This is a genomic window from Pseudaeromonas sp. HNCC25DJ182, assembly GCF_055413365.1.
On the sequence record NZ_JBVAYG010000021.1, the window covers coordinates 32,952 to 55,937 of the forward strand.

22 protein-coding genes, 2 tRNA genes and 1 other RNA gene are annotated in these 22,986 nt (G+C 54.7%); 15 read left to right on the forward strand and 10 right to left on the reverse strand.

All coding sequences use genetic code 11. From position 1 onward, the window contains the following. Positions 1 to 250 precede the first annotated feature (250 nt). Both ACZYUB_RS15110 and ACZYUB_RS15115 read left to right on the forward strand, forming a co-directional pair. The gene (locus ACZYUB_RS15110; protein ID WP_463949085.1) at positions 251 to 1,027 is read left to right on the forward strand and encodes a nuclease-related domain-containing protein; all 777 of its coding nucleotides are present in this window, start codon (positions 251 to 253) and stop codon (positions 1,025 to 1,027) included. A 64-nt stretch (positions 1,028 to 1,091) separates the two neighbouring features. After that, complete coding sequence (locus ACZYUB_RS15115; protein WP_463949086.1) at positions 1,092 to 1,934, forward strand: protein NO VEIN domain-containing protein; 843 nt, start codon at positions 1,092 to 1,094, stop codon at positions 1,932 to 1,934. Between the two features lie 53 nt (positions 1,935 to 1,987). On the opposite strand, the gene ACZYUB_RS15120 is transcribed toward ACZYUB_RS15115, so the two are convergent. The 6 genes from ACZYUB_RS15120 to smpB form a co-directional block, all read right to left on the reverse strand. Next, on the reverse strand, positions 1,988 to 4,921 hold the full coding sequence (locus ACZYUB_RS15120) for a DEAD/DEAH box helicase family protein (RefSeq protein WP_463949087.1): 2,934 nt from the start codon (positions 4,919 to 4,921) through the stop codon (positions 1,988 to 1,990). Further along, positions 4,918 to 5,517, reverse strand: coding sequence for a class I SAM-dependent methyltransferase (locus ACZYUB_RS15125; protein WP_463949088.1), 600 nt, complete (start codon positions 5,515 to 5,517; stop codon positions 4,918 to 4,920). The genes ACZYUB_RS15120 and ACZYUB_RS15125 overlap by 4 nt, the downstream gene beginning before the upstream one ends. Before the next feature lie 315 nt (positions 5,518 to 5,832). After that, entirely contained in the window at positions 5,833 to 6,153 is a 321-nt protein-coding gene (locus tag ACZYUB_RS15130) for a nucleotidyltransferase family protein (RefSeq protein WP_463949089.1), read from the reverse strand. Then, entirely contained in the window at positions 6,140 to 6,571 is a 432-nt protein-coding gene (locus tag ACZYUB_RS15135; protein WP_463949090.1) for a nucleotidyltransferase substrate binding protein, read from the reverse strand. The genes ACZYUB_RS15130 and ACZYUB_RS15135 overlap by 14 nt, the downstream gene beginning before the upstream one ends. A gap of 243 nt (positions 6,572 to 6,814) precedes the next feature. Then, positions 6,815 to 7,174: a transfer-messenger RNA gene (gene ssrA / locus ACZYUB_RS15140) on the reverse strand. 46 nt (positions 7,175 to 7,220) lie between these two features. Next, a complete protein-coding gene (gene smpB, locus ACZYUB_RS15145) occupies positions 7,221 to 7,703 on the reverse strand; it encodes an SsrA-binding protein SmpB (RefSeq protein WP_463949091.1) in 483 nt (160 codons plus the stop codon). 144 nt (positions 7,704 to 7,847) lie between these two features. Between smpB and ACZYUB_RS15150 the strand changes: the two genes are divergently transcribed. Both ACZYUB_RS15150 and ACZYUB_RS15155 read left to right on the forward strand, forming a co-directional pair. After that, positions 7,848 to 8,282: an SRPBCC family protein gene (locus ACZYUB_RS15150; RefSeq protein ID WP_463949092.1), complete on the forward strand. Its 435-nt coding sequence runs from the start codon at positions 7,848 to 7,850 to the stop codon at positions 8,280 to 8,282. Beyond that, positions 8,275 to 8,616 (forward strand): RnfH family protein, encoded by a 342-nt coding sequence (locus ACZYUB_RS15155; RefSeq protein WP_463949117.1) that lies wholly within the window; start codon positions 8,275 to 8,277, stop codon positions 8,614 to 8,616. Before ACZYUB_RS15150 ends, ACZYUB_RS15155 begins: the two co-directional genes overlap by 8 nt. A gap of 114 nt (positions 8,617 to 8,730) precedes the next feature. Here the strand turns inward: ACZYUB_RS15155 and ACZYUB_RS15160 are convergent, their stop codons facing one another. The 3 genes from ACZYUB_RS15160 to nadK all read right to left on the reverse strand — a co-directional run bounded on the left by ACZYUB_RS15160 (position 8,731) and on the right by nadK (position 11,864). Next, a complete protein-coding gene (locus ACZYUB_RS15160; protein WP_463949093.1) occupies positions 8,731 to 9,069 on the reverse strand; it encodes an outer membrane protein assembly factor BamE in 339 nt (112 codons plus the stop codon). Positions 9,070 to 9,193: 124 nt separating this feature from the next. Continuing rightward, on the reverse strand, positions 9,194 to 10,864 hold the full coding sequence (gene recN / locus ACZYUB_RS15165; protein ID WP_463949094.1) for a DNA repair protein RecN: 1,671 nt from the start codon (positions 10,862 to 10,864) through the stop codon (positions 9,194 to 9,196). A 115-nt stretch (positions 10,865 to 10,979) separates the two neighbouring features. Beyond that, positions 10,980 to 11,864: an NAD(+) kinase gene (gene nadK, locus ACZYUB_RS15170; RefSeq protein ID WP_463949095.1), complete on the reverse strand. Its 885-nt coding sequence runs from the start codon at positions 11,862 to 11,864 to the stop codon at positions 10,980 to 10,982. A gap of 183 nt (positions 11,865 to 12,047) precedes the next feature. Between nadK and grpE the strand changes: the two genes are divergently transcribed. The 4 genes from grpE to greA all read left to right on the forward strand — a co-directional run bounded on the left by grpE (position 12,048) and on the right by greA (position 16,619). Beyond that, positions 12,048 to 12,644, forward strand: a complete 597-nt coding sequence (gene grpE / locus ACZYUB_RS15175; protein WP_460882553.1) for a nucleotide exchange factor GrpE — start codon at positions 12,048 to 12,050, stop codon at positions 12,642 to 12,644. 212 nt (positions 12,645 to 12,856) lie between these two features. Continuing rightward, positions 12,857 to 14,782, forward strand: a complete 1,926-nt coding sequence (gene dnaK, locus ACZYUB_RS15180; protein ID WP_463949096.1) for a molecular chaperone DnaK — start codon at positions 12,857 to 12,859, stop codon at positions 14,780 to 14,782. An 85-nt stretch (positions 14,783 to 14,867) separates the two neighbouring features. Next, positions 14,868 to 16,004, forward strand: a complete 1,137-nt coding sequence (gene dnaJ, locus ACZYUB_RS15185; protein WP_463949097.1) for a molecular chaperone DnaJ — start codon at positions 14,868 to 14,870, stop codon at positions 16,002 to 16,004. A 138-nt stretch (positions 16,005 to 16,142) separates the two neighbouring features. Next, a complete protein-coding gene (gene greA / locus ACZYUB_RS15190) occupies positions 16,143 to 16,619 on the forward strand; it encodes a transcription elongation factor GreA (protein WP_463949098.1) in 477 nt (158 codons plus the stop codon). Between the two features lie 58 nt (positions 16,620 to 16,677). Here greA and yhbY read toward each other — a convergent pair whose 3' ends face one another. Next, complete coding sequence (yhbY, locus tag ACZYUB_RS15195; protein ID WP_460882557.1) at positions 16,678 to 16,974, reverse strand: ribosome assembly RNA-binding protein YhbY; 297 nt, start codon at positions 16,972 to 16,974, stop codon at positions 16,678 to 16,680. A 95-nt stretch (positions 16,975 to 17,069) separates the two neighbouring features. On the opposite strand from yhbY, the gene rlmE reads away from it, so the two are divergent. The 7 genes from rlmE (at position 17,070) to ACZYUB_RS15230 (ending at position 22,829) form a co-directional block, all read left to right on the forward strand. Beyond that, a complete protein-coding gene (gene rlmE / locus ACZYUB_RS15200) occupies positions 17,070 to 17,699 on the forward strand; it encodes a 23S rRNA (uridine(2552)-2'-O)-methyltransferase RlmE (RefSeq protein ID WP_463949099.1) in 630 nt (209 codons plus the stop codon). 47 nt (positions 17,700 to 17,746) lie between these two features. Beyond that, a complete protein-coding gene (gene ftsH, locus ACZYUB_RS15205) occupies positions 17,747 to 19,693 on the forward strand; it encodes an ATP-dependent zinc metalloprotease FtsH (protein ID WP_463949100.1) in 1,947 nt (648 codons plus the stop codon). Between the two features lie 58 nt (positions 19,694 to 19,751). Further along, a complete protein-coding gene (gene folP, locus ACZYUB_RS15210; RefSeq protein ID WP_463949101.1) occupies positions 19,752 to 20,594 on the forward strand; it encodes a dihydropteroate synthase in 843 nt (280 codons plus the stop codon). A 4-nt stretch (positions 20,595 to 20,598) separates the two neighbouring features. Then, entirely contained in the window at positions 20,599 to 21,933 is a 1,335-nt protein-coding gene (gene glmM / locus ACZYUB_RS15215; RefSeq protein WP_463949102.1) for a phosphoglucosamine mutase, read from the forward strand. A gap of 311 nt (positions 21,934 to 22,244) precedes the next feature. After that, the gene (gene secG / locus ACZYUB_RS15220; RefSeq protein WP_463949103.1) at positions 22,245 to 22,586 is read left to right on the forward strand and encodes a preprotein translocase subunit SecG; all 342 of its coding nucleotides are present in this window, start codon (positions 22,245 to 22,247) and stop codon (positions 22,584 to 22,586) included. Between the two features lie 12 nt (positions 22,587 to 22,598). Continuing rightward, positions 22,599 to 22,683 (forward strand) — tRNA-Leu (locus ACZYUB_RS15225). 69 nt (positions 22,684 to 22,752) lie between these two features. After that, a tRNA-Met gene (locus ACZYUB_RS15230) sits at positions 22,753 to 22,829 on the forward strand. Positions 22,830 to 22,986 lie beyond the last annotated feature (157 nt).

The following is a 22,986-nucleotide window of genomic DNA, read 5'->3' on the forward strand; positions in this document are numbered from 1 at the left end:
AGACGCCATTTGAGCTAATTACCTATTTTCATGACGGTTCTGTCTGGCACTTGCCTTGTCAACTGTAATAGAATCCAGAAAATCCTCATAAAACATGATGATATGAGCACTATCACACTCCGGCAAGCACTGGGTGTTAGGGCTATCTGAGTGGCTGAATGGCCAGGATTACAGCATCTTGGCTTACCCTGCGGGGATGGATGAATATGCCCCTTGAGAACTAAATGAAAAGATCAACACGAGGATAAAAATGGATTTCTCTCCCCTGTTCGATCCCCTATTCCAGATGTTTTGGTGGTTTTTACCGCTGATGTTACTGATTACCCTGCTCAAAACGCCTTGGTGCAAGGGGCTGCTGGGTGAGTATGTGGTCAATCTGGCGATCCGCCTGAAGCTGGATAAACAGCATTACCACTTGATAAAGAATGTCACTCTGCCTACCGAAGATGGCTCGACCCAGATCGATCATGTGATCGTTTCGGTCTACGGGCTCTTTGTGGTCGAAACCAAGAATATGAAGGGGTGGATCTTTGGCGGCCAGAACCAGAAAATCTGGACTCAGAAGATCTACCGTTGCAGCAACAAGTTCCAGAATCCGCTACATCAGAACTACAAGCACACCCGTACTCTGCAATCTTTGCTGGGGCTTAGCGACGAGCAGATCTTCTCGGTCATCGCCTTTGTCGGGGATGCCGTATTCAAGACTCCCATGCCGGAGAATGTCACCCGCGGCAATGGTTTTATCCGCTATATCAAGGCCCAAACCACGCCGGTACTGAGTCATGAGCAGGTGCAGGAGATCATCGCCAGCATAGAGGGCGGGCGTCTGGAGCGCAGTTTTAAAACCAACCGTGAACATGTGGCCCATGTTAAAAGCATCATTGCCGAAAAAGTGGCGACCCCATCCTGTCCAAAATGCGGCAGCAGCATGGTCTCCCGTGTGGTGAAAAAAGGGGAGAAGGCGGGCAATACCTTCTGGGGCTGCTCCCGCTACCCCGCCTGTCGCGGCTTGGTGGCAGAGGATTAAGCACCGCGTTTCGTGGGTAGCCGTTCGGGCACTGATTTGAGTAGGGGACGTTATGGTATCGGGAGTGAGTTGGTCGCAGCAGGAGATTGCTGCCACTGTGGCGGATTATATGCTGATGTTGCAGCAGGAGTTGGCCGGGCAACGCTTCAACAAGACGGCTCATCGACGTGCTCTGCTGGAAAAACTCAACGGGCGTAGCCCGGCGGCGGTTGAGAAGAAGCATCAGAATATTAGTGCCGTGCTCAGGGCCAGCGGGCGGGTCTGGATTAATGGCTACAAGCCCTTGTCCAATGTCCAGGCAGCGCTGGGTGAAGAGGTGGAGCAATGGCTGCTGCATCATCCTGAGTTTGACGAGTTGCTGACGGCGGCTGTCGATCAACCTGCGATAGTCCCGACGCACTTTGATTTCAGTGATTTTCTGGTGGCTCGCCCGGAACCAGCTACAAACAGCGTGCGTGAACCCACAATCGCCTATCGACTGCAACGGCCCCAGCTGCAGCGCGACTATGCGGCTCGTGAGGCGTCCAATCGTAAATTGGGTGAAGCCGGTGAGTTGCTGGTGTTGGGCTATGAACGGCAACGATTGATCATGGCGGGATGCCATCACTTGGCCGATCGAGTCGAGCATGTGGCTAAAACCAAGGGCGATGGTTTGGGTTATGACATCCACTCTTATGAGCCTAACGGCCGGGATCGGCTGATCGAGGTCAAGACGACCGCCTTTGCCAAAGAAACTCCCTTCTATGCCTCGCGCAATGAGATCGAATTTTCTCACGATCATGCAGAGCTATTTGTGCTGAGTCGTGTCTACGGTTTCCGTCAGGCTGCCCATGCCTTCGAGCTACCGGGGTCGATCAAACGCAACTGTCAGCTGGATGCAGTGACCTATATCTGCAGCGTGTTATAGGCAAACCTGATGATGCTTGAGGACACTCAGGCTCTTCCTCACGCCTGATGGCTTTATATTCGCCCTTTTAACCGAGCGAAGGTCCGCATATTTTCATCGGCTGTGAGATCGGCATACTCAGGGTTGTTGGCCCGTAGCAGGTAGCTGCCATCGTCGGTTTTGATGATACGGCGCAGCAGGTATTGGCTATCTCCGGCTTCGTCTTCTCTTTGGATCGCCACTATCTGGTTGCGCAGGGAACCGGCGTGGTCCGGGTCTATCCACTCCAGCAGCAGTAAATCGCCATCCAGGATCGGGTCTTTACCGCCATTCATCGAGTTGCCGCTGGCATTGGCCAGGAAGACGCACTCGGGATCGAGCGCGCTGTGCTGCTCGTCCAGTGTCATCCATTGCACATCATCCGCCGCGCCGTTTTTAAAGTGACCACAGGCGATTTTCAGATTGGGGTAGTAACGCAGGCGGATCAGGTTCTGCGGGGCCGAGGTGCCTGCTTCTGTCTGTGCTGCAACAAGGGGAGGCGTGGCAACAGGGCGGGGCTGTGTGAGTTGTTTTTGCTGGCGGTATTGGGCCAGTCGCAGATCGATCAGCTCCTGCATCATCTGATGGAGTATCTCAAGCTGCTGCTCCGGCAGGGTGAAAGCGGGGCAGAAGTGCTCGTCCCGGATTTCAAACCAGTAGCTTGCCTTGGAGTCGGCATTGCCGGTCGTGCTGAATTTGATGGGATTATCCCGCCAGTAGCGGAACCAGCCATCCGAGTCGGCGGCCAGCGCCCGCTCTTTGGGACCCAGATCCCGGGCTGCTATCTCCGGGTGTCGCTCTATGACCTGTCGTGAGTGGCGCGCCAACTCCCGCAGTGTCGGCGGTTGGCGCAGGCCGTCCAGATCCAGCAGGGCCTGCAGCAGTATGATTTTGAAGCTTTTGGTCGTGACGGTCGTTTCAATGCCGGTCAGCAGGAAGTCGCGCAGGTTTGCCAGCACGGAGAGGGCCTCGTCGCTCAGATCGCCCTCCTGCTCGATCAAGCCAAACCAGCTGCCATGCTGTTTGCGCAGTTTTACAAAATCAAAACCGGCCCAAAATGCCTGCGCTGCCGTTGGACGATAGCCCAGCTCCTCTTTGAGTGAGCGGTAATCGTCCCGAACATGAAGCCGCTGCCCGCGTTGCAGTTTGCTCAGCAGGGGCAGGAGCTTGGGGTCGAGATTGATATGGCATCCATCCGGCAGCGCAACATCCGGTAGCGCAATGGGGCGATCCTGCGGACTGCGCTTACCCCCTGTGGCGGCCAACAAGCTTTGCAGCAGGTAGGGTTTATGCAGGCAGGCCTTGTGATTACCCACCAGATCGATGACCACCAGATGCTTTTTATCTGGATGCAGGCGCAGGCCTCGGCCCAATTGCTGTAAGAAGACGATGCGTGATTCGGTCGGGCGCAGCATCAGAACTGTGTCTATGGCCGGAAGATCCGTCCCTTCGTTGAAGAGGTCTACCGAGAAGATCACCTGCAGCTCGCCGCGTTCGAGTTCGTCTAACGCTTCATTGCGGCGCTTGGCTGAACCGGCGTAGACGGCGGCGGCTGAAATCCCCGCCTTCTGGAAGAGCTGGGCCATAAAGTCGGCATGGCGGGTAGATATACAGAAGGCCAGCGTCCGGGTTTGGCGCAAGGTTAACCAGTGGGTCAGGGCATGTTGCCCCCGCTTGTGGCTGGCAAAGGCGGTTTCCAGTGCCTGTGGATCAAACTTGCCATTACGCCAGGGGATCTCGTCGTAGTTGATGAACTCATCGAGGATGCCGTGATAGATCAGCGGCACCAGTTGCCGTGCCAGGATCGCATCGCGCAGCCCCTTTTCGTAGATCAGATTGTCATCGCACAGCGTCAGAATGTCGGCCTGATCGGTGCGCTCAGGCGTGGCGGTCAGGCCGAGCAGAAAACGGGGCGCGAAGTAGTCGAGTATGCGGCGATAGGTGGGGGAGGAGGCGTGATGAAACTCATCCACCACTATGTAGTCGAAATGGTCCGGGCTGAACTGGCGCAGGTGGCTGTCGCGACCCAGGGTTTGTACCGAGGCAAAGAGCCAGTCGGCCTGATCCTGGCGGCTACCGTTATAGAGGCCGGTATGGGCATCCGGTCTCATGCGAATAAAGGTGCGTTGCGCCTGCAGTATGATTTCATCGCGATGGGCGACGAACAGCAAGCGGCGGGCGTCCATCTGTCTGGCATCGAAGGCGGCAAGCCAGGTTTTGCCCAGCCCCGTCGCCATCACGACCAGCCCACGCACGAAGCCTTGCTGGCGGCTTTGGGCTAACGCCGCCAGGGCTTCAACTTGCACCTCGTTGGGTAAGGGCGTTTCCCTGAGCTGTTCGGCATTACTGAGATTATCGCCGGTCAGCACACGCAAGCCGGTTAGCGGGCTTATCCGGTAACGCTGCAGGTAGCTGTCTATCCAGGGATGGCTCAATGCCACGACGCGGGGATCATCCAGCAGGCGCTCAAATTCCCGACGAACCTGCAGCAGAGTGATGGCCGCAGGGCTATCGGGCCGATCATTGACCTGATGGCACCAGTTCCACTCCAGCGATTCGGTCAGGGCGGCCCGCGAGATATTGCTGGAGCCGACAAATGCACAGCCGTGCAGCTGATCCGCTGTTGCCGTGTGGATAAAGAGGTAGGACTTCATATGAAAGCCAGGATTGCTGGCGCTCTCATAGATCCGCACATCTGCGCCGCGTTCGGCAAACTGCATCAGCTCACGCAAGGCGACGGGCTCGGTCACATCCAGATAATCAGAGGTGATGATGCGGATGATGGCACCACGTTGCTGGGCATCTTCCAGCGCCGGGATGAGGAGCCTTAACCCGCTCTGGCGAATGAAGGAGACGGTGATATCTATCTGGCTGGCCTGATTGATGGCGGTAATCAAAGGGGCAAGCAGGGGCGTGGTGAAGGAGCGATCCTGGGTTGAGCCACCGCAAAAAAGAGAGAGCTGGCTCATCGGGACTCCTTTTGCAGCACTACATTGAGCCAACGTTCACTCTCGCGTCCGGGACGCAGATCGCCGGTCTGCCAGATGTCGTAGATGCGCAGCGGTACTGCTTGCAGCGGCAAAGAGTGCAGCAGTGCATCGAGCCCGGCTTCGTCCAGATTGGTAAAGGTGCGGCCATCACGGCTGACCTGACCACTGCCGTATTTGAACGAACAGTAGAAGATCCCCCGCGCTGTTAACTGGGCCGTTAGGTGCGCCATAACAGCCGGTAGTTCGGCAAGCGGCACATGCAGCAGTGAGGCGCAGGCCCAGATGGCATCCATCGGTTTGCTGGCCTGGAACTCATCGAAACGGCAAACCGTCACCGCCTGTTGCAACAGGCTCTGGGCGAGTTGAGCCAGCTCCTGGCTGGCATCCATAGCCGTGACGCAAAACCCCTGATCGAGAAAATAGCGACTGTCACGTCCCGAGCCACAACCGGCATCGAGAATATGGGCATGCGGCGGCAGAAGGGGGAGAAAGCGTTGATAGAGCGGAGCCATATCCACAGTTACTGTGCCGTCGAAAAAGTTACGGGCGTTCTGGTTGTAGTAATCGATGGACATCAAGGCTTTCCACAGTGACAGCAATGACAGGTACTTTACCAAAAAAGCGGGGTGAGTCCGAGACGCGAAAAGCTTGTTGGCCCAACGCGATCACATTCCATCCGTCATCCGGGATTTTGAGTGCCGAAGGGACGGCTTGCACAAATCGGCTCAGTCCCTCATCACTCTGCTACAGGGCGCGGCTCATTCAATCAACACAATAAAGGGCTCAAATCGGAGCAGAACTTGGCATATCTGAACCAATGTGCTGGTTCAACGCTAGGGCAGTTGAGCATTTTGGCTTAAGAAATAAACGTTATGGTGATGGGATACTCTTTATTGAAGAACCACATAGGCCTTTTCAATCTCTGTATGAAAGGCGGTGGGGAGGTGAGACCAGAGATGAATATCGACCAGCATGGGCAGGCTACTCTCTTGAACGGCATCTTTAAGGGCGCCCCAACCTTCGACATCCTTCGTCAAATCGGTTGGCTGGCGAAGCACCAGATCCAGATCGCTACCTTCATGGGCCGAGCCGGTGATCCGGCTGCCATAAGCCCAGACTTCGGCATGGGGGACATGACGTTGCAGCAGGGCCTGTAATTCGGCTAGTTGGGTGGCTGATATTTGTAGCTCAGAGAGCTCAACTTGCGGCATCAAACACCTCTTGTAACTTGGTTGCCAGCGCCCGGACATCCTGCAAATAGCCGGGTAGCAATTTCAGCGTGTCGTTAGCAAAACCCTCGCCGTAGTCATGGGCGGTGCTGTTACGGTTGGCACGATACGCTAGCCAACGAGTGACCGCAGCCTCATCGAAAATGGAATGCTTACCGGCATGACGCAGAATATCGTTGAACACCAGTGCATCAACACTGCGTGGTGCGCCGCCGTACGCTTTGAGCGCCTTGCGCAGCAGCTTGCCAGATGTTTCCAGCGACAGTTCAAAACTCTTGATGGCGGCATTTCGATAAAGATCGAACATGATCTCATCAGTGGGATCTGTGTTCTTCAGTGCCAGCAAAGCCTGTTCTAATGTGGCTGCCGTGCGCATCAGATGTTCGACATTCAACGCCATAATGTTCGTCCTATATTTTTTGATAGGGCAGTATATCAAAGAGCTTGGGTTGAGTTGATTCTGTAAGCCAATTGTTTGGCTGTGGAAGAAAGTGAAGCACCTAAATGGAAATGTGCGTGGTGGCCTTAGAGGTATAAGCCGGATGGGTTAGCGCATAGTGTGACACCTCAGTGTGACACCTCAGTGTGACACTTTCCCGCCGAGCCAAAGAAAAAGGCCCTGATTTCTCAGGGCCTTAAGTATTGGTGGAGCTGGCGGGATTTGAACCCGCGTCCGAAAAACCTACATCCTCAGTACTACATGCTTAGTCGAGTCTTTACATTCGCCATCCAGCTGCGGACCGACACGCCACCGAATAACTAGCCTGATTGGTTTTAACGCTTCCGCCCCAGGCAGGACTTCCACGCGATCCTATGAAAGATGACCTTCCAATCCCCTAGGACATAGGCAAGCTAGGGTAGAAGGGCTTCGAGCAGGGTATTAAGCTGCTAAAGCGTAGGTTTCGTCGTTTGCGACTATTTTTTGCGGTTTATTAACGAGGCCTACCGCACCTCGGCATGCACCTTGGGTTTCGAGTGTCCCGTCGAATCCAGAATCAGCCCCAATGTGTTGACGCCATCTTACCGTAAAGAGTTGATAACTCCAAGGCTTAGCGGCCTTTGTTCTTCATCATCCGTTCTTTATCTCGTTGCCACTCTCTTTCTTTGAGGTCATCGCGCTTGTCGTGCTCTTTTTTACCCTTGGCCAGACCGATCTCGATCTTGACCCAGGCATTCTTCCAATACAGCGCCAACGGGATCAGGGTGTAACCCTGGCGTTCGACCAGACCGATCAGCCGTTCGATCTGGCTCTTCTGCAGCAATAGTTTACGGGTGCGGGTGGGATCGCAGATCACGTGGGTAGAGGCCAGGCTCAGGGGCGTAAAGTTGGCGCCAAACAGGTAGACCTGACCATCACGAATGATGACGTAGCCATCGCCGATGTTGGCCTTGCCGGCGCGCAGTGATTTGACTTCCCAGCCTTGCAATTCGAGGCCAGCCTCATACTTATCTTCAATGAAGTATTCGTGACGAGCCTTTTTATTCAGCGCTATGGTCGAGGACCCGGCGTTTTTACTTTTGTTTTTGCTCATGGGGCTAAACCTTTCCTCTACATCAGGTCGGGCATTATACGTGGCGACGGGGCGCTGTAAAACCATGCGATCAATTGGAGCCGTGATATGGTGCGATTTTTGCGTCGAATGCTAGAATCGCCGGCGAGTGAACGAGGAGAGTGTATGGCCCGAATCAACCGCAGTGCGTTGGTGATGTATAGCGCTGAACAGATGTATCAGTTGGTAAATGATGTTCATGCTTACCCGCAATTTTTGCCTGGTTGCGTCGCCAGCGAAGTCCTGGAATCCCAAGCGGACTCCATAGTGGCCCGAGTGGAGGTCGCCAAAGCCGGGATCCATAAATCCTTTACCACTCGGAATCTGCTGCTAGCAGGTCGTTCGATCCAGATGGATTTGGTCGATGGTCCCTTCCGACGCTTGAGCGGCGTCTGGAGTTTTACACCTCTGGATGAACAGGCCAGTAAAGTAGAGCTGGCACTGGAGTTTGAATTCAGTTCCCGTCTGGTCGAGTTGGCATTCGGGCGTATTTTCAACGAGTTGGTTGGCTCTATGGTGCATGCGTTTACGCAGCGGGCGAAGGAGGTTCATGGTGGCTGAGTTGGTGAATATCGAAGTGGTCTATGCCTTGCCGGAAAAACAGGTGTTGCTGGCGCTTAAGGTCGCTTCTGGCTCCAGCATCGAGCAGGCACTGCAGCAAAGTGGCGTGCTGCGGCGGTTTCCCGAGCTGGATTTGGCAACGATGAAAGTCGGAATTTACAGCCGTATTGTTCCGCTGACGACCGCTTTGGCTGGGGGAGAACGCATCGAAATTTATCGCCCGTTGACCGCCGATCCACGGGAGATGCGCCGCAAGCGGGCCGAAAAGGCAAAAGACGAAGGCCGTGCCGATAAGGTCACCGGCGGGATTGTAAATCCGCAGCGCAAGCATTGATGCAGCACTCGGGTTGCTGACAGTGGTAAACGGGGGGGGGACGCTGTGGTTCATATCGCCAATATCCGGATCGAGGTACGGATATTGGCGCTGAAAGAGGTAAATCTTCGGACGCTATAACGGCAGGTTGAAGCTGGCTGGCGGCGGGAAATCACCACTGACGCTGGACAGTTTGTCGTTCATAAAACGGATGGTGAGATTCTTCTGCTTGGGTTCATTCCAGCCTTCACGCAGATAGTACACATAGTGCCAGGTGCTGCTGTCGAAGGCATCTTCAACCATGGGGCTGCCCAGCACAAACTCGACCTGAGCCCGGCTCATGCCAGCACGCAATTGTTCGATCTGCTTTTGCTCCACGAAGTTACCTTGCGGTACATCGATTCGGTAGACACAGCCGGTGCTCAGCAGCATAGCGGCGGTCAGTGTTGCAATAACCAGTTTGTTGTTCCGCATCAGCAAATTCTTCATTCAATTCAATAAGCAGGCCAGATGATAGCGGGGAACGCCAGCGAAGTAAAAGTGCGTCTGAAGAGCTGACGCATATTTACTTCACCGGCTAGTTGCTGCTCCGGCGGCGTTATGGCGCTGCAACCAGCAGTTCTCGGGCATTGGCGAGGGTATTGTTGGTGATCTGATCACCGCCCAGCAGGCGCGCCAGTTCATCAAGACGCCCTTGATGGGATAGGGCATGCATCCGGGTTTCCGTGGATGCGCCATCGCTTTGCTTGCTGACAAACAGGTGCTGGTGGCCATGGCCCGCAACTTGCGGTAAATGGGTGACCACCAGGACCTGGGTCGAGGCACCCAGCTCGCGCAACAATTTGCCGACAATCGCCGCGGTTGGTCCGCTGATGCCGACATCCACTTCGTCAAAAATAAGGCTTGGAGTGGCGACGCGCTCGGCGGTGATCACCTGGATCGCCAGACTGATCCGGGATAACTCGCCGCCCGAGGCGACTTTGGCTAACGGCTGCAGAGGCTGACCCGGATTGGTGGAAACCAGGAAATCGACATGATCCATCCCCAGTGGGGAAGGGGTCGCAGCTGTCGGGTTACTGACCAGGATCTGCAACTGACCATCGGGCATGGAAAGGGAGCGGATGCGCTGACTGATGAGCTCTGCTAGCTCGGCGGCGTAGCGCTGGCGGCTGGCGCTCAGCCGACTGGCGGCATCCTGATAGTCGTTTCTAGCTTGTTGTTGCTCTGCAGCTAGAGCATCGAGCCGCGCATCATCATGACTGATGCTATCCAACTCGGCGCGGAGTTCACTGTGGGTGGCGGCCAACGACTGAGGTTTGACATGGTGCTTGCGTGCCAGCTCCAGGGCTCGGGTGAGGCGTGACTCCAGGGTGGCGAAGCGCTCAGGATCCAGCTCCATGCGATCGAGATAGTGGCGCAGTTCCTGCTGGCTCTCCTGGACCTGGATGAGGGCATCATTGAGCATGGTCATCACAGGTTGCAGCTTTTCATCCAGGCTGCAGAGCTCCTCCAGACGGGATACGGCACTCTTGAGCAGGCTGGCGGCGGTCACGTCTTCGTTATCGTAGAGTAGATCGAGACATGCTTGGCAGTCACTGATGATCTCGCCACTGTTGGCCAGACGGGTATGTTCCGCCTCAATGGCTTCATATTCATCGGCCTGTAAGGCAAATTCGTCCAGCTCCTCTACCTGATATTCCAGCAATTGGCGACGGGATTCCCGCTGGCTTTTATCTTGCTGCAGGCGGTTGAGTTCATGCTGGAGCTGGCGCCAGTTCTGATAATGCTGGCGGGTGGCGTGCAGGAGATCGTGATGGCCGGCATAGCCATCCAGGATGGTCAGCTGGTGCTCGGGTTTGAGCAGCAACTGGTGGGCATGCTGGCCGTGGATGTTGATCAGCAACTGTCCGAGGGCTTTGAGTTGGGTCAAGGGGACTGGTGTGCCGTTGATATAAGCCCGGGAGCGGCCTTCGGCGGTGATCACCCGGCGCAAGAGACACTCTTCTTCGTCTTGCAGCTCCTGCTCATGCAGCCAGCTTCGGGCGAGCGGATTGTTGCCCAGATTAAAACGTGCCGTCAGTTCGGTCCGTTCGGCGCCTGGACGGATCATGCTGATTTCCGCGCGCTCTCCCAGACAGAGCCCCAAGGCATCGATGGCGATGGACTTACCGGCTCCGGTTTCGCCGGTGATGCAGGTCATGCCGCCTTGAAGCTCCAGCTCGAGAAATTTAACGATGGCAAAATTCTGAATTGTTAATTGAGTCAGCATGACAGCACCTGTTCAAATCACTGTATTGATAAACAGTATATACTGGTTATCAATACAGTAAACAGGGATGAATGGACGCGATGCGTTTTTTTTGAGCGCAGTCGAGTGTCAGCCGTCAGAACAGCTTGCTGCCCCAGCCGAGCTTGTTGCGTAACACATTGAAGTAGCTGTGACCCAGCGGATGTATGAGCTGCAGGGTATGCTGGCATTTGCGGATGATGATTTCGTCACCCGGATGGACATCTAGCGAGATGTGGCCGTCACAGCTGACTTGCAACTGATCATCGATATTGTCGGGCGAGACCACCAGTTTCACTTCGCTGTCCGCGTCAATGACAATCGGACGACAGCTCAGGGTATGGGGGAACATGGGGACCAGGGCGATGGCATTGAGCTGGGGAGTCAGGATCGGGCCGCCGGCCGAGAGCGCATAGGCGGTAGAGCCGGTGGGCGTAGCGACTATGATGCCATCGGCGCGTTGGCTGTACATGAAGACGTCGTCGATATGTACAGCAAAGTCAATCATATGGGCAATCTTACCCGGATGCAGCACCGCTTCGTTGAGGGCCGTGCTGCTTGCCTTCAGCTCACCATAGCGGTAGACGCTGGCGTTGAGCAAAAAGCGGGATTCGGTCTGGTAGTGACCATCCAGTACAGCGCGTAACGGTGCCTCGAAGTCCTGCGGGGAGAGATCGGTTAAAAAGCCCAGATTGCCCCGGTTCACACCTAGAACAGGAACGTTATAGCGCGCCAGAACCCGTGCCGCACCAAGCATATTACCGTCGCCACCGACGACGATGGCCAAATCAGCCACCTTGCCCAGATGCTGCAGCTCGAGGGCCTGCGCAACCGGTACGGATAACTGCTCGGCAACCCGGCTCTCTACCAGAACATTACGGCCACACGCGGTGAGAAAGTCGTATAGGCAACGAAGCGTCTGATTGGTAGCGATGTGATTGGGTTTGCCGATCAGGGCTATGGTGTCGAACTGTGCTGGCATGTGGGATCCTGCGTAGCGAGCGGATGTTGAAGTATATCCTGATTCATTCAAGCGTCTAATCAGACTCGTTTTTTCAGTTTCCGTCCACTCTTGTCTGGTGCAAGACGGCATCAAACCTTGAAAGGCAGCGCTTAGTCCCCATAATAGGCTGCAAGTGTAAGAAACTGATGTGTTGGAGACGTGATGAGTAACCAGGAACAAGCGATGGAACAAAGTGCAGAGCAAAATACCGAGGCGCTGCTCGATGCAGAGCTAGCCGATGCAGGCACCGGATCCACAGCTAGCGACGAGCTGACAGCCCTGTTGGAGAAGCTGGCGCAAGCCGAAGCCGCTGCGCAGGAAGAAAAAGACCGCGCGTTACGCATTGCTGCTGAGATGGAAAATCTGCGCCGTCGTTCGGCGCTGGATGTTGAGAAGGCACACAAGTTCGCGCTCGAGAAGTTCTCCGGTGAGTTGTTGCCGGTCATCGATAGCCTGGAGCGCGCACTGGAGTTATCGGATCGGGAAAATGAGGCGCTGAAGCCGACCTTGGAAGGTGTTGATCTGACCCTGCGCTCCATGCTGAGCACTGTGGCCAAATTTGGTGTCGAGGCGATCAATCCGCTGGGTGAGCCATTTGATCCCAATCGCCATCAGGCGATCAGCATGGTCGAGAATGGACAGGTGGCGCCCAACTCGGTGATCGCCGTGATGCAAAAGGGTTATGAACTCAATGGCCGTATCATTCGTCCAGCGATGGTGATGGTCGCCCGTGCGCCCAGCGTGGATGTACAGGCCTGATCAGGGTCTAGTGTTTGAAGAACCCACCGTCTGGTGGGTTTTTTTATCGCCGGGCTCTTGAAGGCGGGAATGGGTACCCCCATATCTAGGACAACGGCAAAGTCCGGGACGAAAAAAATGAGCTGCGGCGATTGAAATTCCGCACTCATATCCCCACTTAGCAACACAAGAGACAAGTTGAACGCATTTTTGCAGATTTACGGAGATTAGAAATGGGTAGAATCATTGGTATTGACCTGGGTACGACCAACTCTTGCGTGGCCATTCTGGATGGTGACCATGCTCGTGTCATCGAAAACGCCGAAGGCGATCGTACGACTCCGTCCATCATTGCGTATGCGGATGACGGCGAAATTCTGGTTGGTCAACCAGCTAAGCGTCAGGCGGTCACCAACCCCAAGAACACTCTGTTTGCGATCAAGCGTCTGATCGGCCGTCGCTTTGAAGATGAAGAAGTACAGCGCGATCTGAAGATCATGCCGTATGGCATCACCCGTGCTGACAATGGCGATGCCTGGGTTGAAGTCAAAGGCAAGCGCATGGCGCCGCCGCAAATTTCAGCCGAAGTGCTGAAGAAGATGAAGAAGACTGCCGAGGACTTCCTGGGCGAGGCGGTGACTGAAGCGGTCATTACCGTACCGGCCTATTTCACCGATGCTCAGCGTCAAGCGACTAAGGATGCCGGCCGTATCGCGGGTCTGGAAGTCAAGCGCATCATCAACGAACCGACTGCCGCTGCATTCGCCTATGGCGTCAACAAGATCAAGGGCGAACGTAAGGTTGCTGTCTATGACTTGGGTGGTGGTACCTTCGATATCTCCATCATCGAAATTGATGAAATGGACGGCGAAACGACCTTCGAAGTACTGGCGACCAATGGTAATACCCATCTGGGTGGTGAAGACTTCGACAACCGTCTGATCAACTATCTGGTGGACGAGTTCAAGCGTGAGCAGGGCATGGATCTGCGTAACGACATGCTGGCACTGCAACGCCTGAAAGAAGCGGCAGAAAAGGCCAAGATTGAACTCTCTTCTGCCCAACAGACCGACGTCAACCTGCCGTACATCACGGCCGATCAGACTGGTCCTAAGCACATGAACATCAAGGTGACTCGTTCCAAGTTGGAATCGCTGGTTGAAGACATGGTCAAGGCGTCACTGGATCCTGTACGCACCGCACTCAAGGATTCCGGCCTGTCGGTATCCGAGATCGATGACGTGATCCTGGTCGGTGGTCAGACTCGTATGCCGATGGTGCAGAAGGCAGTGACCGACTTCTTCGGCAAAGAGCCACGTAAAGACGTGAACCCGGATGAAGCGGTTGCTATGGGTGCCGCGATCCAGGGTGGCGTACTGGCTGGTGAAAAGCATGACGTGTTGCTGCTGGATGTGACCCCGCTGTCGCTGGGTATCGAAACCATGGGCAGCGTCATGACCGCTCTGATTGAGAAAAACACCACGATTCCGACCAAGAAGTCACAGGTGTTCTCGACGGCTGATGACAACCAGTCTGCGGTGACCATTCACGTTCTGCAGGGTGAGCGTAAGCGCGCCAGCGACAACAAGTCTCTGGGCCAGTTCAATCTGGAAGGTATTCGTCCAGCACCACGCGGTTTGCCGCAGATCGAAGTCACCTTCGACATCGATGCCGACGGTATCTTGCATGTGTCCGCCAAAGACAAGGACACCGGTAAGGAACAGAAGATCACCATTCAGGCTTCTTCCGGTCTGACTGATGCTGAAATCGAGCGCATGGTTCGTGAAGCAGAAGCCAACGCCGCCGAAGATAAGAAGTTTGAAGAGATGGTGCATGCTCGCAACCAGGCCGATGCTCTGATCCACGCCACGCGCAAGCAAATCACCGAAGCCGGTGACGCGTTGCCGAGCGACGAAAAGCAGAAGATTGAAGATGCCATCAAGGCACTGGAAGATGCAGCCAAGGGCGATGACAAGTCAGTCATCGAAACCAAGCAGCAAGAGTTGATGACCGCAACCCAGAAGTTGATGGAGATTGCCCAGCAGCAAGCTCAGCAACAAGCCCATGCTCAGGGCGGTGATGCCGGTCAGCAGCAGTCCAAGCCACAAGATGATGTCGTTGATGCTGAATTTGAAGAAGTTAAAGACGACAAAAAGTAATAGTTGCCGGGTTGTTCGGTAGTTGAAACGGGCGTTGGGCAACCAACGCCCGTCTGTGTATCCATCAGCACGGACTTGAGAGAACATGTCAAAACGCGACTTTTATGAAGTACTGGGTGTGGAGCGTAATGCCGAAGATCGCGAGATCAAGAAGGCATATAAGCGCTTGGCGATGAAGTTCCACCCCGATCGCAACCGCGAAGATCCGCAGGCGGAAGAGAAATTTAAAGAGGTCAAGGAGGCTTACGAGATCCTGACCGATCCGCAAAAACGTGCGGCCTATGATAAATATGGCCATGCCGGTGTTGACCCCAGCATGGGCGCCGGTGGCGGTGGTTTCGGCGCAGGGAATGCCGATTTCGGCGATATCTTCGGTGATGTGTTTGGCGATATTTTTGGTGGTGGTCGTCGCCAACAGCGTGCGACCCGGGGTGCCGATCTGCGCTACAACATGGAGCTGACTCTGGAAGAGGCGGTCCGCGGCGTCAACAAGGAGATCAAGGTTCCGACCTTGGTTGGCTGCGACGAGTGCCATGGCTCCGGTGCCAAAGCTGGTTCTCAGCCGCAAACCTGTCCGACCTGTCATGGCAGTGGTCAAGTGCAGATGCGGCAGGGATTCTTTGCTGTGAGCCAGGCCTGTCCCCATTGCCGAGGCAAGGGCAAGATCATCAAGGATCCATGCCGCAAGTGCCATGGTGAAGGTCGCTACCAGAAGACTAAGACCCTCAATGTGAAAATCCCGGCGGGTGTGGATACCGGCGATCGGATCCGTCTGGCTGGCGAGGGTGAAGCGGGTGAGTCTGGGGCTCCGGCCGGAGATTTGTATGTACAGGTTCATGTCAAGGAACACCCGATTTTCGTGCGTGACGGCAATAATCTGTATTGCGAAGTGCCGATTAGTTTCACCTCGGCCGCACTGGGTGGCGAAGTCGAAGTGCCGACTCTCGAAGGTCGCGTCATGCTGAAGATCCCGGCCGAGACACAAACCGGATGTATGTTCCGCATGCGGGGCAAAGGCGTCCGCTCGCTGCGCTCCGGCGCCGAGGGTGACCTGCTGTGCAAGGCGGTGGTAGAAACTCCTGTTAATTTGAGCGACGAGCAAAAAGATCTGCTCAAGCAGTTGGAAGACTCCTTTAACGGGGCCGAAACCAAGCTGCACAAGCCGAAGGCTCAGGGCTTCTTTGATGGCGTGAAGCGTTTTTTTGACGACCTGACCAGCTAGTCGGTGCAGGCACAGGGGATGATCTCCTGGCGCATTCATATTAGAATGCGCAACAAGGGTTAATGAATGTCTGTCCGGACTGGTGTCGGGCAGACATTTGTTTTTTCGGATCAAGCCATTGAGAAATAGGGTTAGCGTATGAATCAAACCCCAATGACGGTTCGTGGCGCAGAAAAGCTGCGTGAAGAATTGGAATATCTAAAGAGCGATCTGCGTCCGAAGATTATTGAAGCGATTGCCGAGGCGCGAGCGCACGGCGATTTGAAAGAGAATGCGGAATATCACGCAGCCCGTGAACAGCAGGGTTTCTGTGAAGGCCGGATCCAGGATATCGAAGGCAAGCTGTCCAAGGCTCACATCATTGATGTGACCAAGTTGCCGCAGACGGGGCGCGTGGTATTTGGCGCCACTGTCACTGTGTTGAAAAGTGATACCGAAGAAGAGATCACCTATCGGATCGTCGGAGACGATGAAGCCGACATCAAAGTGGGTATGATCTCGGTCAATTCGCCGATTGCTCGTGGGCTGATTGGCAAGGAAGTCGATGATGTGGCGTTGATCAAGACGCCAGCCGGGGATGTCGAGTACGAGATCCTGGAAGTGCAATATCTCTAACTACAGATCCAAAAAGTAAAAGGGGGCCTAGGCCCCCTTTTAAAACAAGTGGTCGTGCTTATTTACGTGGCAGGTTGAATTTGCTTTCTTCTGCCTGGCGGAACAGCGACAGCATGTTCCCCATCATTTGCACTTCTACGGCGCGGGTTTCGCGCAGTATGGCCTGAGCAATCAGTTGTTTGGTTTCGCGATCTTCTCCTGCTACCTTCACCTTGATCAACTCATGGTGAGCCAGGGCAGCATCGATTTCGGCCAACACACCTTCAGTCAGACCATGCTGGCCCAGCATTACCACCGGCTTGAGGCTGTGAGCCATACCCTTGAGGTATTGCTTCTGTTTGGTCGTCAGATTCATGGCTATTTCTTCATTGGTCGGGTTGAAAGGGGCGTATTCTACCCCCATATCCAGTCTAATACTAATAGCCTTTAGGCTTAGAGTTGTAATTCATCATGAGTAAAAAGAAGCGTACACCCAGCTCCACGCGCTGGCTAAAAGAACATTTCGATGACAAATATGTGCAGAAGGCGCAAAAGCTTGGTTTGCGCTCGCGAGCCGTATTCAAGATCGATGAGATCCAGTTGAAGGATAAGTTGATCAAACCGGGAATGACGGTTGTCGATCTCGGTGCGGCACCAGGCGGCTGGTCGCAGTTCTGTGTTGAACAGGTCGGCGATAAGGGGCGGGTGATTGCTTGTGACATTCTGCCGATGGATCCGATTGCCGGGGTCGATTTTTTGCAAGGTGACTTCCGCGAGGAGTCGGTATTGGCCGCTCTGCTGGAAAGGGTCGGGGATGCCAAGGTCGACGTCGTCTTGTCTGATATGGCTCCCAATATGTCGGGGACCCCGGCAGTAGACCAGCCCCGATCCATCTATCTGGTCGAGTTGGCGCTGGATATGTGTCGTCAAGTTCTGGCCCCGAATGGTAGCTTTGTGGTTAAGGTTTTTCAGGGCGTGGGTTCTGAAGAGTACCTGAAGGCAGTACGTGAATTATTCAAGGTCGTGAAGGTTCGTAAACCTGATTCATCCCGGGCCCGATCACGAGAAGTCTACATTGTGGCTACAGGTTTTAAACTGTAGTAACCTGACCCTAACTCTCCTGGCCATCAAATTGCGAGGTTAATGATTTGAGTGATATGGCGAAAAATCTGATCCTTTGGCTGGTCATCGCCGTGGTGCTGATGTCCCTGTTCCAAAGCTTCAGCCCTGGCGACAGCTCGGGTCGACAACTGGATTACACCACGTTTGTACGTGAAGTCTCCCAAGAGCAGATCCGGGAAGTCCGCATCGATGGCAAGGTCATCAATGGAATCAAGCGCAACGGAGACAAGTTCCTGACTGTCATTCCGATGCCGGACAATAATCTCATCAACGACCTTCTGAAGTACAACGTCAAGGTTCTGGGCGAAAAACCGGAAGAACCTAGCCTGTTGGGTTCTATCTTCATTTCCTGGTTCCCGATGCTGTTGCTGATCGGGGTTTGGGTCTTCTTCATGCGCCAGATGCAGGGTGGTGGCGGTAAGGGGGCCATGTCTTTTGGCAAGAGTCGTGCTCGCCTGATGGGTGAGGACCAGATCAAGACAACATTCGCGGATGTTGCCGGTTGTGATGAAGCCAAAGAAGAGGTCAAAGAGTTAGTTGATTACCTCAAGGATCCGTCCCGCTTCCAGAAGCTGGGTGGCAAAATTCCTAAGGGTATTCTGATGGTCGGTCAGCCAGGTACCGGTAAGACCTTGCTGGCCAAGGCGATTGCTGGCGAAGCCAAGGTGCCGTTCTTCTCGATTTCAGGCTCTGATTTTGTGGAAATGTTCGTCGGTGTCGGTGCCTCACGGGTTCGTGACATGTTCGAGCAAGCCAAGAAATCGGCACCTTGCATCATCTTTATCGACGAAATCGATGCCGTGGGACGGCAACGGGGGGCAGGTCTGGGGGGCGGGCATGATGAGCGCGAACAGACCCTGAACCAGATGCTGGTCGAGATGGATGGTTTTGAAGGCCATGAAGCTGTCATCGTTATCGCAGCGACGAACCGGCCTGATGTTCTGGATCCGGCGTTGCTGCGTCCAGGCCGTTTCGACCGTCAGGTTGTAGTCGGTTTACCCGATGTTCGTGGTCGGGAGCAGATCCTCAAGGTGCATATGCGCAAGGTTCCCTTGGGCGATGATGTGGATGCATCTGTGATTGCTCGTGGTACCCCGGGTTTCTCCGGTGCGGATTTGGCTAACCTGGTGAACGAAGCTGCGTTGTTTGCTGCTCGAGGCAACAAGCGACTGGTTGGCATGACCGAGTTTGAACGCGCTAAAGACAAGATCATGATGGGCGCCGAGCGCAAATCCATGGTCATGAATGAAAGCGAAAAAGAGATGACTGCCTATCATGAGGCCGGTCATGCCATCGTGGGCCGTATGGTTCCGGATCATGATCCTGTGTATAAGGTCTCGATTATTCCGCGTGGCCGAGCGTTGGGGGTCACCATGTATCTGCCAGAGCAGGATCGCTGGAGTCATTCCAAACAGTATCTGGAGTCCATGATTTCCAGTCTCTATGGTGGCCGGATTGCAGAAGAGATCATCTATGGTCGCGAGAAAATGACCACAGGTGCCTCGAATGATATCGAACGGGCGACGGATATCGCGCGCAAGATGGTGACTCAGTGGGGCATGTCCGAAGAAATGGGACCCATGCTCTATGCCGAAGAAGATGGCGAAGTGTTCCTTGGGCGCTCCATGGCCAAGGCTAAACATATGTCGGATGACACGGCGCGGGCCATCGATGCCGAGATCAAGCATGTCATCAATCGCAACTATGATCGGGCCAAGCATATCCTGATGGATAATCTGGATATCCTGCATGCCATGAAAGATGCCTTGATGAAGTACGAGACCATTGATGCCAAACAGATCGATGATCTGATGATGCGTCGCGAAGTGCGTCTGCCTGCTGGCTACGACAAGGATCAGAAGCCGCCTGTGGATGACAGTGCGACTCCTGATGCCGCGGTCGTGGATGAGGTCGTTTCAGCTGAATCTGCTTTGTCCGATGAGGCAAAGAAGGATGAGCATCCTCAGAGCTGACATCTTGTTGATACTCTGACCCCGAGCCTGGCTCGGGGTTTTTCTTTGGAGAATTTTCATGTTGTTGCGTAGTAAGGGGCGAGAGCTCGATTTGTCCCGACCCCAGGTGATGGGGATCCTGAACGTTACTCCAGACTCCTTTTCGGATGGAGCCAGTTACCTGCAACTCGATAGGGCACTACGCCGCGCACAATCCATGGTTGAGGAGGGGGCTACCCTCATCGACATCGGTGGTGAGTCAACTCGGCCCGGTGCCGATGAAGTCGGGCTGGATGAGGAGTTGTCTCGTGTGGTGCCGGTAGTCGAGCGGCTAGCAGTCGAGCTGGATGTCTGGATCTCAGTGGATACTTACAAGCCCGAAGTGATGCGTGAAACCACGGCTGCCGGTGCTCATTTGATCAATGACATTCGGGCACTGGCTGAGCCGGGAGCCTTGGCGATTGCCGCTCAGGCGCAAGTGCCTGTATGCCTGATGCATATGCAAGGCGCACCACGAACCATGCAAGTGTCACCTCACTATGACGAGCTGATCGGTGATATTCAGACATTCTTCGAAGAACGGATTGCCGCCTGTCTGGCAGCCGGGGTAGCCCGCGACTCGCTGATCCTGGATCCCGGATTCGGATTTGGCAAAACGCTGGAGCAGAATTATGAATTGCTGGGGCGAATGAATGAGTTTGCCGGATTCGGTTTGCCACTGCTGGCCGGTATGTCACGCAAATCGATGATTGGTAACCTACTGCAGCGTCCGGTCGATGAGCGACTGGCGGGCAGTCTGGCGGCCGCACTCTTTGCATTTACACAAGGTGCGCATATTATCCGCGTGCATGATGTCAAAGAAACGGTAGATGCCTTGCGGGTATTCTCCTACGCGACGCAGTTCAGCAACAAGAGAACATGAAGTTATGAGTAGAAAGTATTTTGGTACCGACGGCATTCGAGGTTTGGTCGGCGAGTTTCCTATTACCCCCGATTTTGTCATGAAGCTGGGTTGGGCGGCCGGTAAGGTGTTGGCCAAGCAAGGCACCCGTAAGGTGTTGATCGGCAAAGATACTCGGATCTCGGGATACATGCTGGAATCTGCTCTGGAGGCTGGGCTCTCGGCTGCCGGAATCAAGGCGGTACTCTTGGGCCCGATGCCGACTCCCGCTGTGGCTTATCTGACCCGGGCATTTCGTGCTGAAGCGGGTGTGGTGATCAGTGCCTCCCATAATCCGTATTACGACAACGGCATCAAGTTTTTCTCCCAGGATGGCACCAAGTTACCCGATGAGGTGGAGCTCGAAATCGAAGCCGAACTGGATCAACCCATGAGCTGTGTCGAATCGGCCAAACTGGGTAAAGCCAGCCGGATTGATGATGCCCCCGGGCGTTACATCGAATACTGCAAGAGCTCCTTTCCTGGAGAGCTGAGTCTGGATGGTCTGAAGATTGTGCTGGATTGCGCCCATGGCGCCACCTACCACATAGCTCCTTCGGTATTTCGCGAGCTGGGCGCCGATGTTGTCGTCATCGGTTGCTCTCCAGACGGTTTGAATATCAATGCCGGGGTCGGCTCTACCGAGCCAGAGGCCTTGGTGGCCCGGGTGCTGTCCGAACAGGCGGATCTGGGGATTGCCTTTGATGGTGACGGCGATCGGGTGATGATGGTGGATCAAACCGGTTACCTCATCGATGGTGATGAAATCATCTATATGATTGCTCGTGATCAACGGGCTCAAGGAAAGCTCACGGGGGGCGTCGTCGGGACCCTGATGTCCAATCTGGGCTTGGAATTGGCACTGCAAGAGCTGGATGTTCCCTTCTGTCGTGCCAAGGTGGGCGATCGCTATGTGATGGAGATGCTCAAAGAGAGGGGATGGCGCTTGGGCGGTGAAAATTCCGGCCATGTCATCCACCTGGATCACGCGACGACTGGTGACGGTATTGTTGCGGCGTTGCAGGTGTTGCAGGCAATGATGCATCAAGGTTGTGACTTGCAAACCCTGCGTTCGGGAATGCGCAAGTTTCCGCAGGTGCTGGTGAATGTTCGCTTTACTGCCAGCCAGGATCCGACTCAGGATGCCGACGTGTTGGCCGAAGTCGCTGCGGCCGAGGCGGAGCTGGCCGGCCGTGGCCGTGTGCTGTTGCGTAAATCCGGCACTGAACCCCTGATCCGGGTGATGGTGGAAGGGGAGGATGCGGTGCTGGTTAATGGCCTGGCGCAGCGGATTGCGGATCGTGTCAAGCTGGTTCCTTAACGCGGGAAATAATCTAGGTATCTGTTTTGCCGACAAAATGCGCAAACGAACCTGAATTGGAAAAAACTGCTTGTCAGTGATGATCGAGCTGGATAGTATTAGCCCCGCTCCCGAACAGGAGGTCGTTGTTTACGGCTTTTATGTCCTGGCGGGGCTGATGCATCGAAGTACTGCTTCGTGCAATCCAGGTTTTTAGAGTGGTGATCCTCGTCATTGCTCGCGGTCAAGACAAGCGCTTGGTCGGTGCCTTGCTGGCACAGCCCGACATCTAGATGTCGATATACATCTGCAAGTCAGCTTAAGGTGTGATTATGTACGAAATTTTATTGGTGGTTTATCTGTTGGTCGCTCTGGCTGTTATCGGCTTGGTGTTGGTCCAGCAAGGTAAGGGTGCAAGCATGGGAGCCTCTTTCGGCGCCGGAGCATCCAACACCGTGTTTGGTTCATCTGGTTCTGGTAACTTTATGACCCGCGCTACCGGCATCCTGGCAACTGTGTTTTTTGTGCTGAGCCTGGTGTTGGGTGCTATGAGTCACAATCGTACCAAGCCAGCTGAAAACTGGACCGATTTATCCACTCCTGCTGCTGTTGAACAGGTGAAGGAAAAGGTTGCAGAAACGCCGGCCAAGAAAGACGCTGACGTACCAAACTAAAGAAGATTTAATGCCCAGCTGGTGGAATTGGTAGACACGCTATCTTGAGGGGGTAGTGCTTTCGGGCGTGCGGGTTCAAGTCCCGCGCTGGGCACCAATGTTTAGAAGTGAGTCGCGTTGCTTGAAGCCTGATTCGCAAGCGACTATAATCTCGCACGATTTCGGACGCGGGGTGGAGCAGCCTGGTAGCTCGTCGGGCTCATAACCCGAAGGTCGTCGGTTCAAATCCGGCCCCCGCAACCAATTTCAGTCACGTCCTTACTGAATCATCAAGGACGGTCGCCGCGAGACGACAATCAGGGTCCTGTTGTGAAGCCCCGATTTGAATAATCGGGGCTTTTTGTTATTTGCGATTTGCGCCGGGGTCTTGGCGTGGATCATTGTCTTGGGCTTCATGCCC

Excerpts from the sequence above, each read along its gene's own strand:
- ACZYUB_RS15110 (WP_463949085.1), top strand. The coding sequence starts at position 251 with ATGGATTTCTCTCCCCTGTTCGATCCCCTATTCCAGATGTTTTGGTGG.
- ACZYUB_RS15120 (WP_463949087.1), bottom strand. The coding sequence starts at position 4,921 with ATGAGCCAGCTCTCTCTTTTTTGCGGTGGCTCAACCCAGGATCGCTCC.
- ACZYUB_RS15125 (WP_463949088.1), bottom strand. The coding sequence starts at position 5,517 with ATGTCCATCGATTACTACAACCAGAACGCCCGTAACTTTTTCGACGGC.
- ACZYUB_RS15130 (WP_463949089.1), bottom strand. The coding sequence starts at position 6,153 with ATGCCGCAAGTTGAGCTCTCTGAGCTACAAATATCAGCCACCCAACTA.
- ACZYUB_RS15135 (WP_463949090.1), bottom strand. The coding sequence starts at position 6,571 with ATGGCGTTGAATGTCGAACATCTGATGCGCACGGCAGCCACATTAGAA.
- smpB (WP_463949091.1), bottom strand. The coding sequence starts at position 7,703 with ATGAGCAAAAACAAAAGTAAAAACGCCGGGTCCTCGACCATAGCGCTG.
- ACZYUB_RS15150 (WP_463949092.1), top strand. The coding sequence starts at position 7,848 with ATGGCCCGAATCAACCGCAGTGCGTTGGTGATGTATAGCGCTGAACAG.
- ACZYUB_RS15160 (WP_463949093.1), bottom strand. The coding sequence starts at position 9,069 with ATGCGGAACAACAAACTGGTTATTGCAACACTGACCGCCGCTATGCTG.
- recN (WP_463949094.1), bottom strand. The coding sequence starts at position 10,864 with ATGCTGACTCAATTAACAATTCAGAATTTTGCCATCGTTAAATTTCTC.
- nadK (WP_463949095.1), bottom strand. The coding sequence starts at position 11,864 with ATGCCAGCACAGTTCGACACCATAGCCCTGATCGGCAAACCCAATCAC.
- grpE (WP_460882553.1), top strand. The coding sequence starts at position 12,048 with ATGAGTAACCAGGAACAAGCGATGGAACAAAGTGCAGAGCAAAATACC.
- dnaK (WP_463949096.1), top strand. The coding sequence starts at position 12,857 with ATGGGTAGAATCATTGGTATTGACCTGGGTACGACCAACTCTTGCGTG.
- dnaJ (WP_463949097.1), top strand. The coding sequence starts at position 14,868 with ATGTCAAAACGCGACTTTTATGAAGTACTGGGTGTGGAGCGTAATGCC.
- greA (WP_463949098.1), top strand. The coding sequence starts at position 16,143 with ATGAATCAAACCCCAATGACGGTTCGTGGCGCAGAAAAGCTGCGTGAA.
- yhbY (WP_460882557.1), bottom strand. The coding sequence starts at position 16,974 with ATGAATCTGACGACCAAACAGAAGCAATACCTCAAGGGTATGGCTCAC.
- rlmE (WP_463949099.1), top strand. The coding sequence starts at position 17,070 with ATGAGTAAAAAGAAGCGTACACCCAGCTCCACGCGCTGGCTAAAAGAA.
- folP (WP_463949101.1), top strand. The coding sequence starts at position 19,752 with ATGTTGTTGCGTAGTAAGGGGCGAGAGCTCGATTTGTCCCGACCCCAG.
- glmM (WP_463949102.1), top strand. The coding sequence starts at position 20,599 with ATGAGTAGAAAGTATTTTGGTACCGACGGCATTCGAGGTTTGGTCGGC.
- secG (WP_463949103.1), top strand. The coding sequence starts at position 22,245 with ATGTACGAAATTTTATTGGTGGTTTATCTGTTGGTCGCTCTGGCTGTT.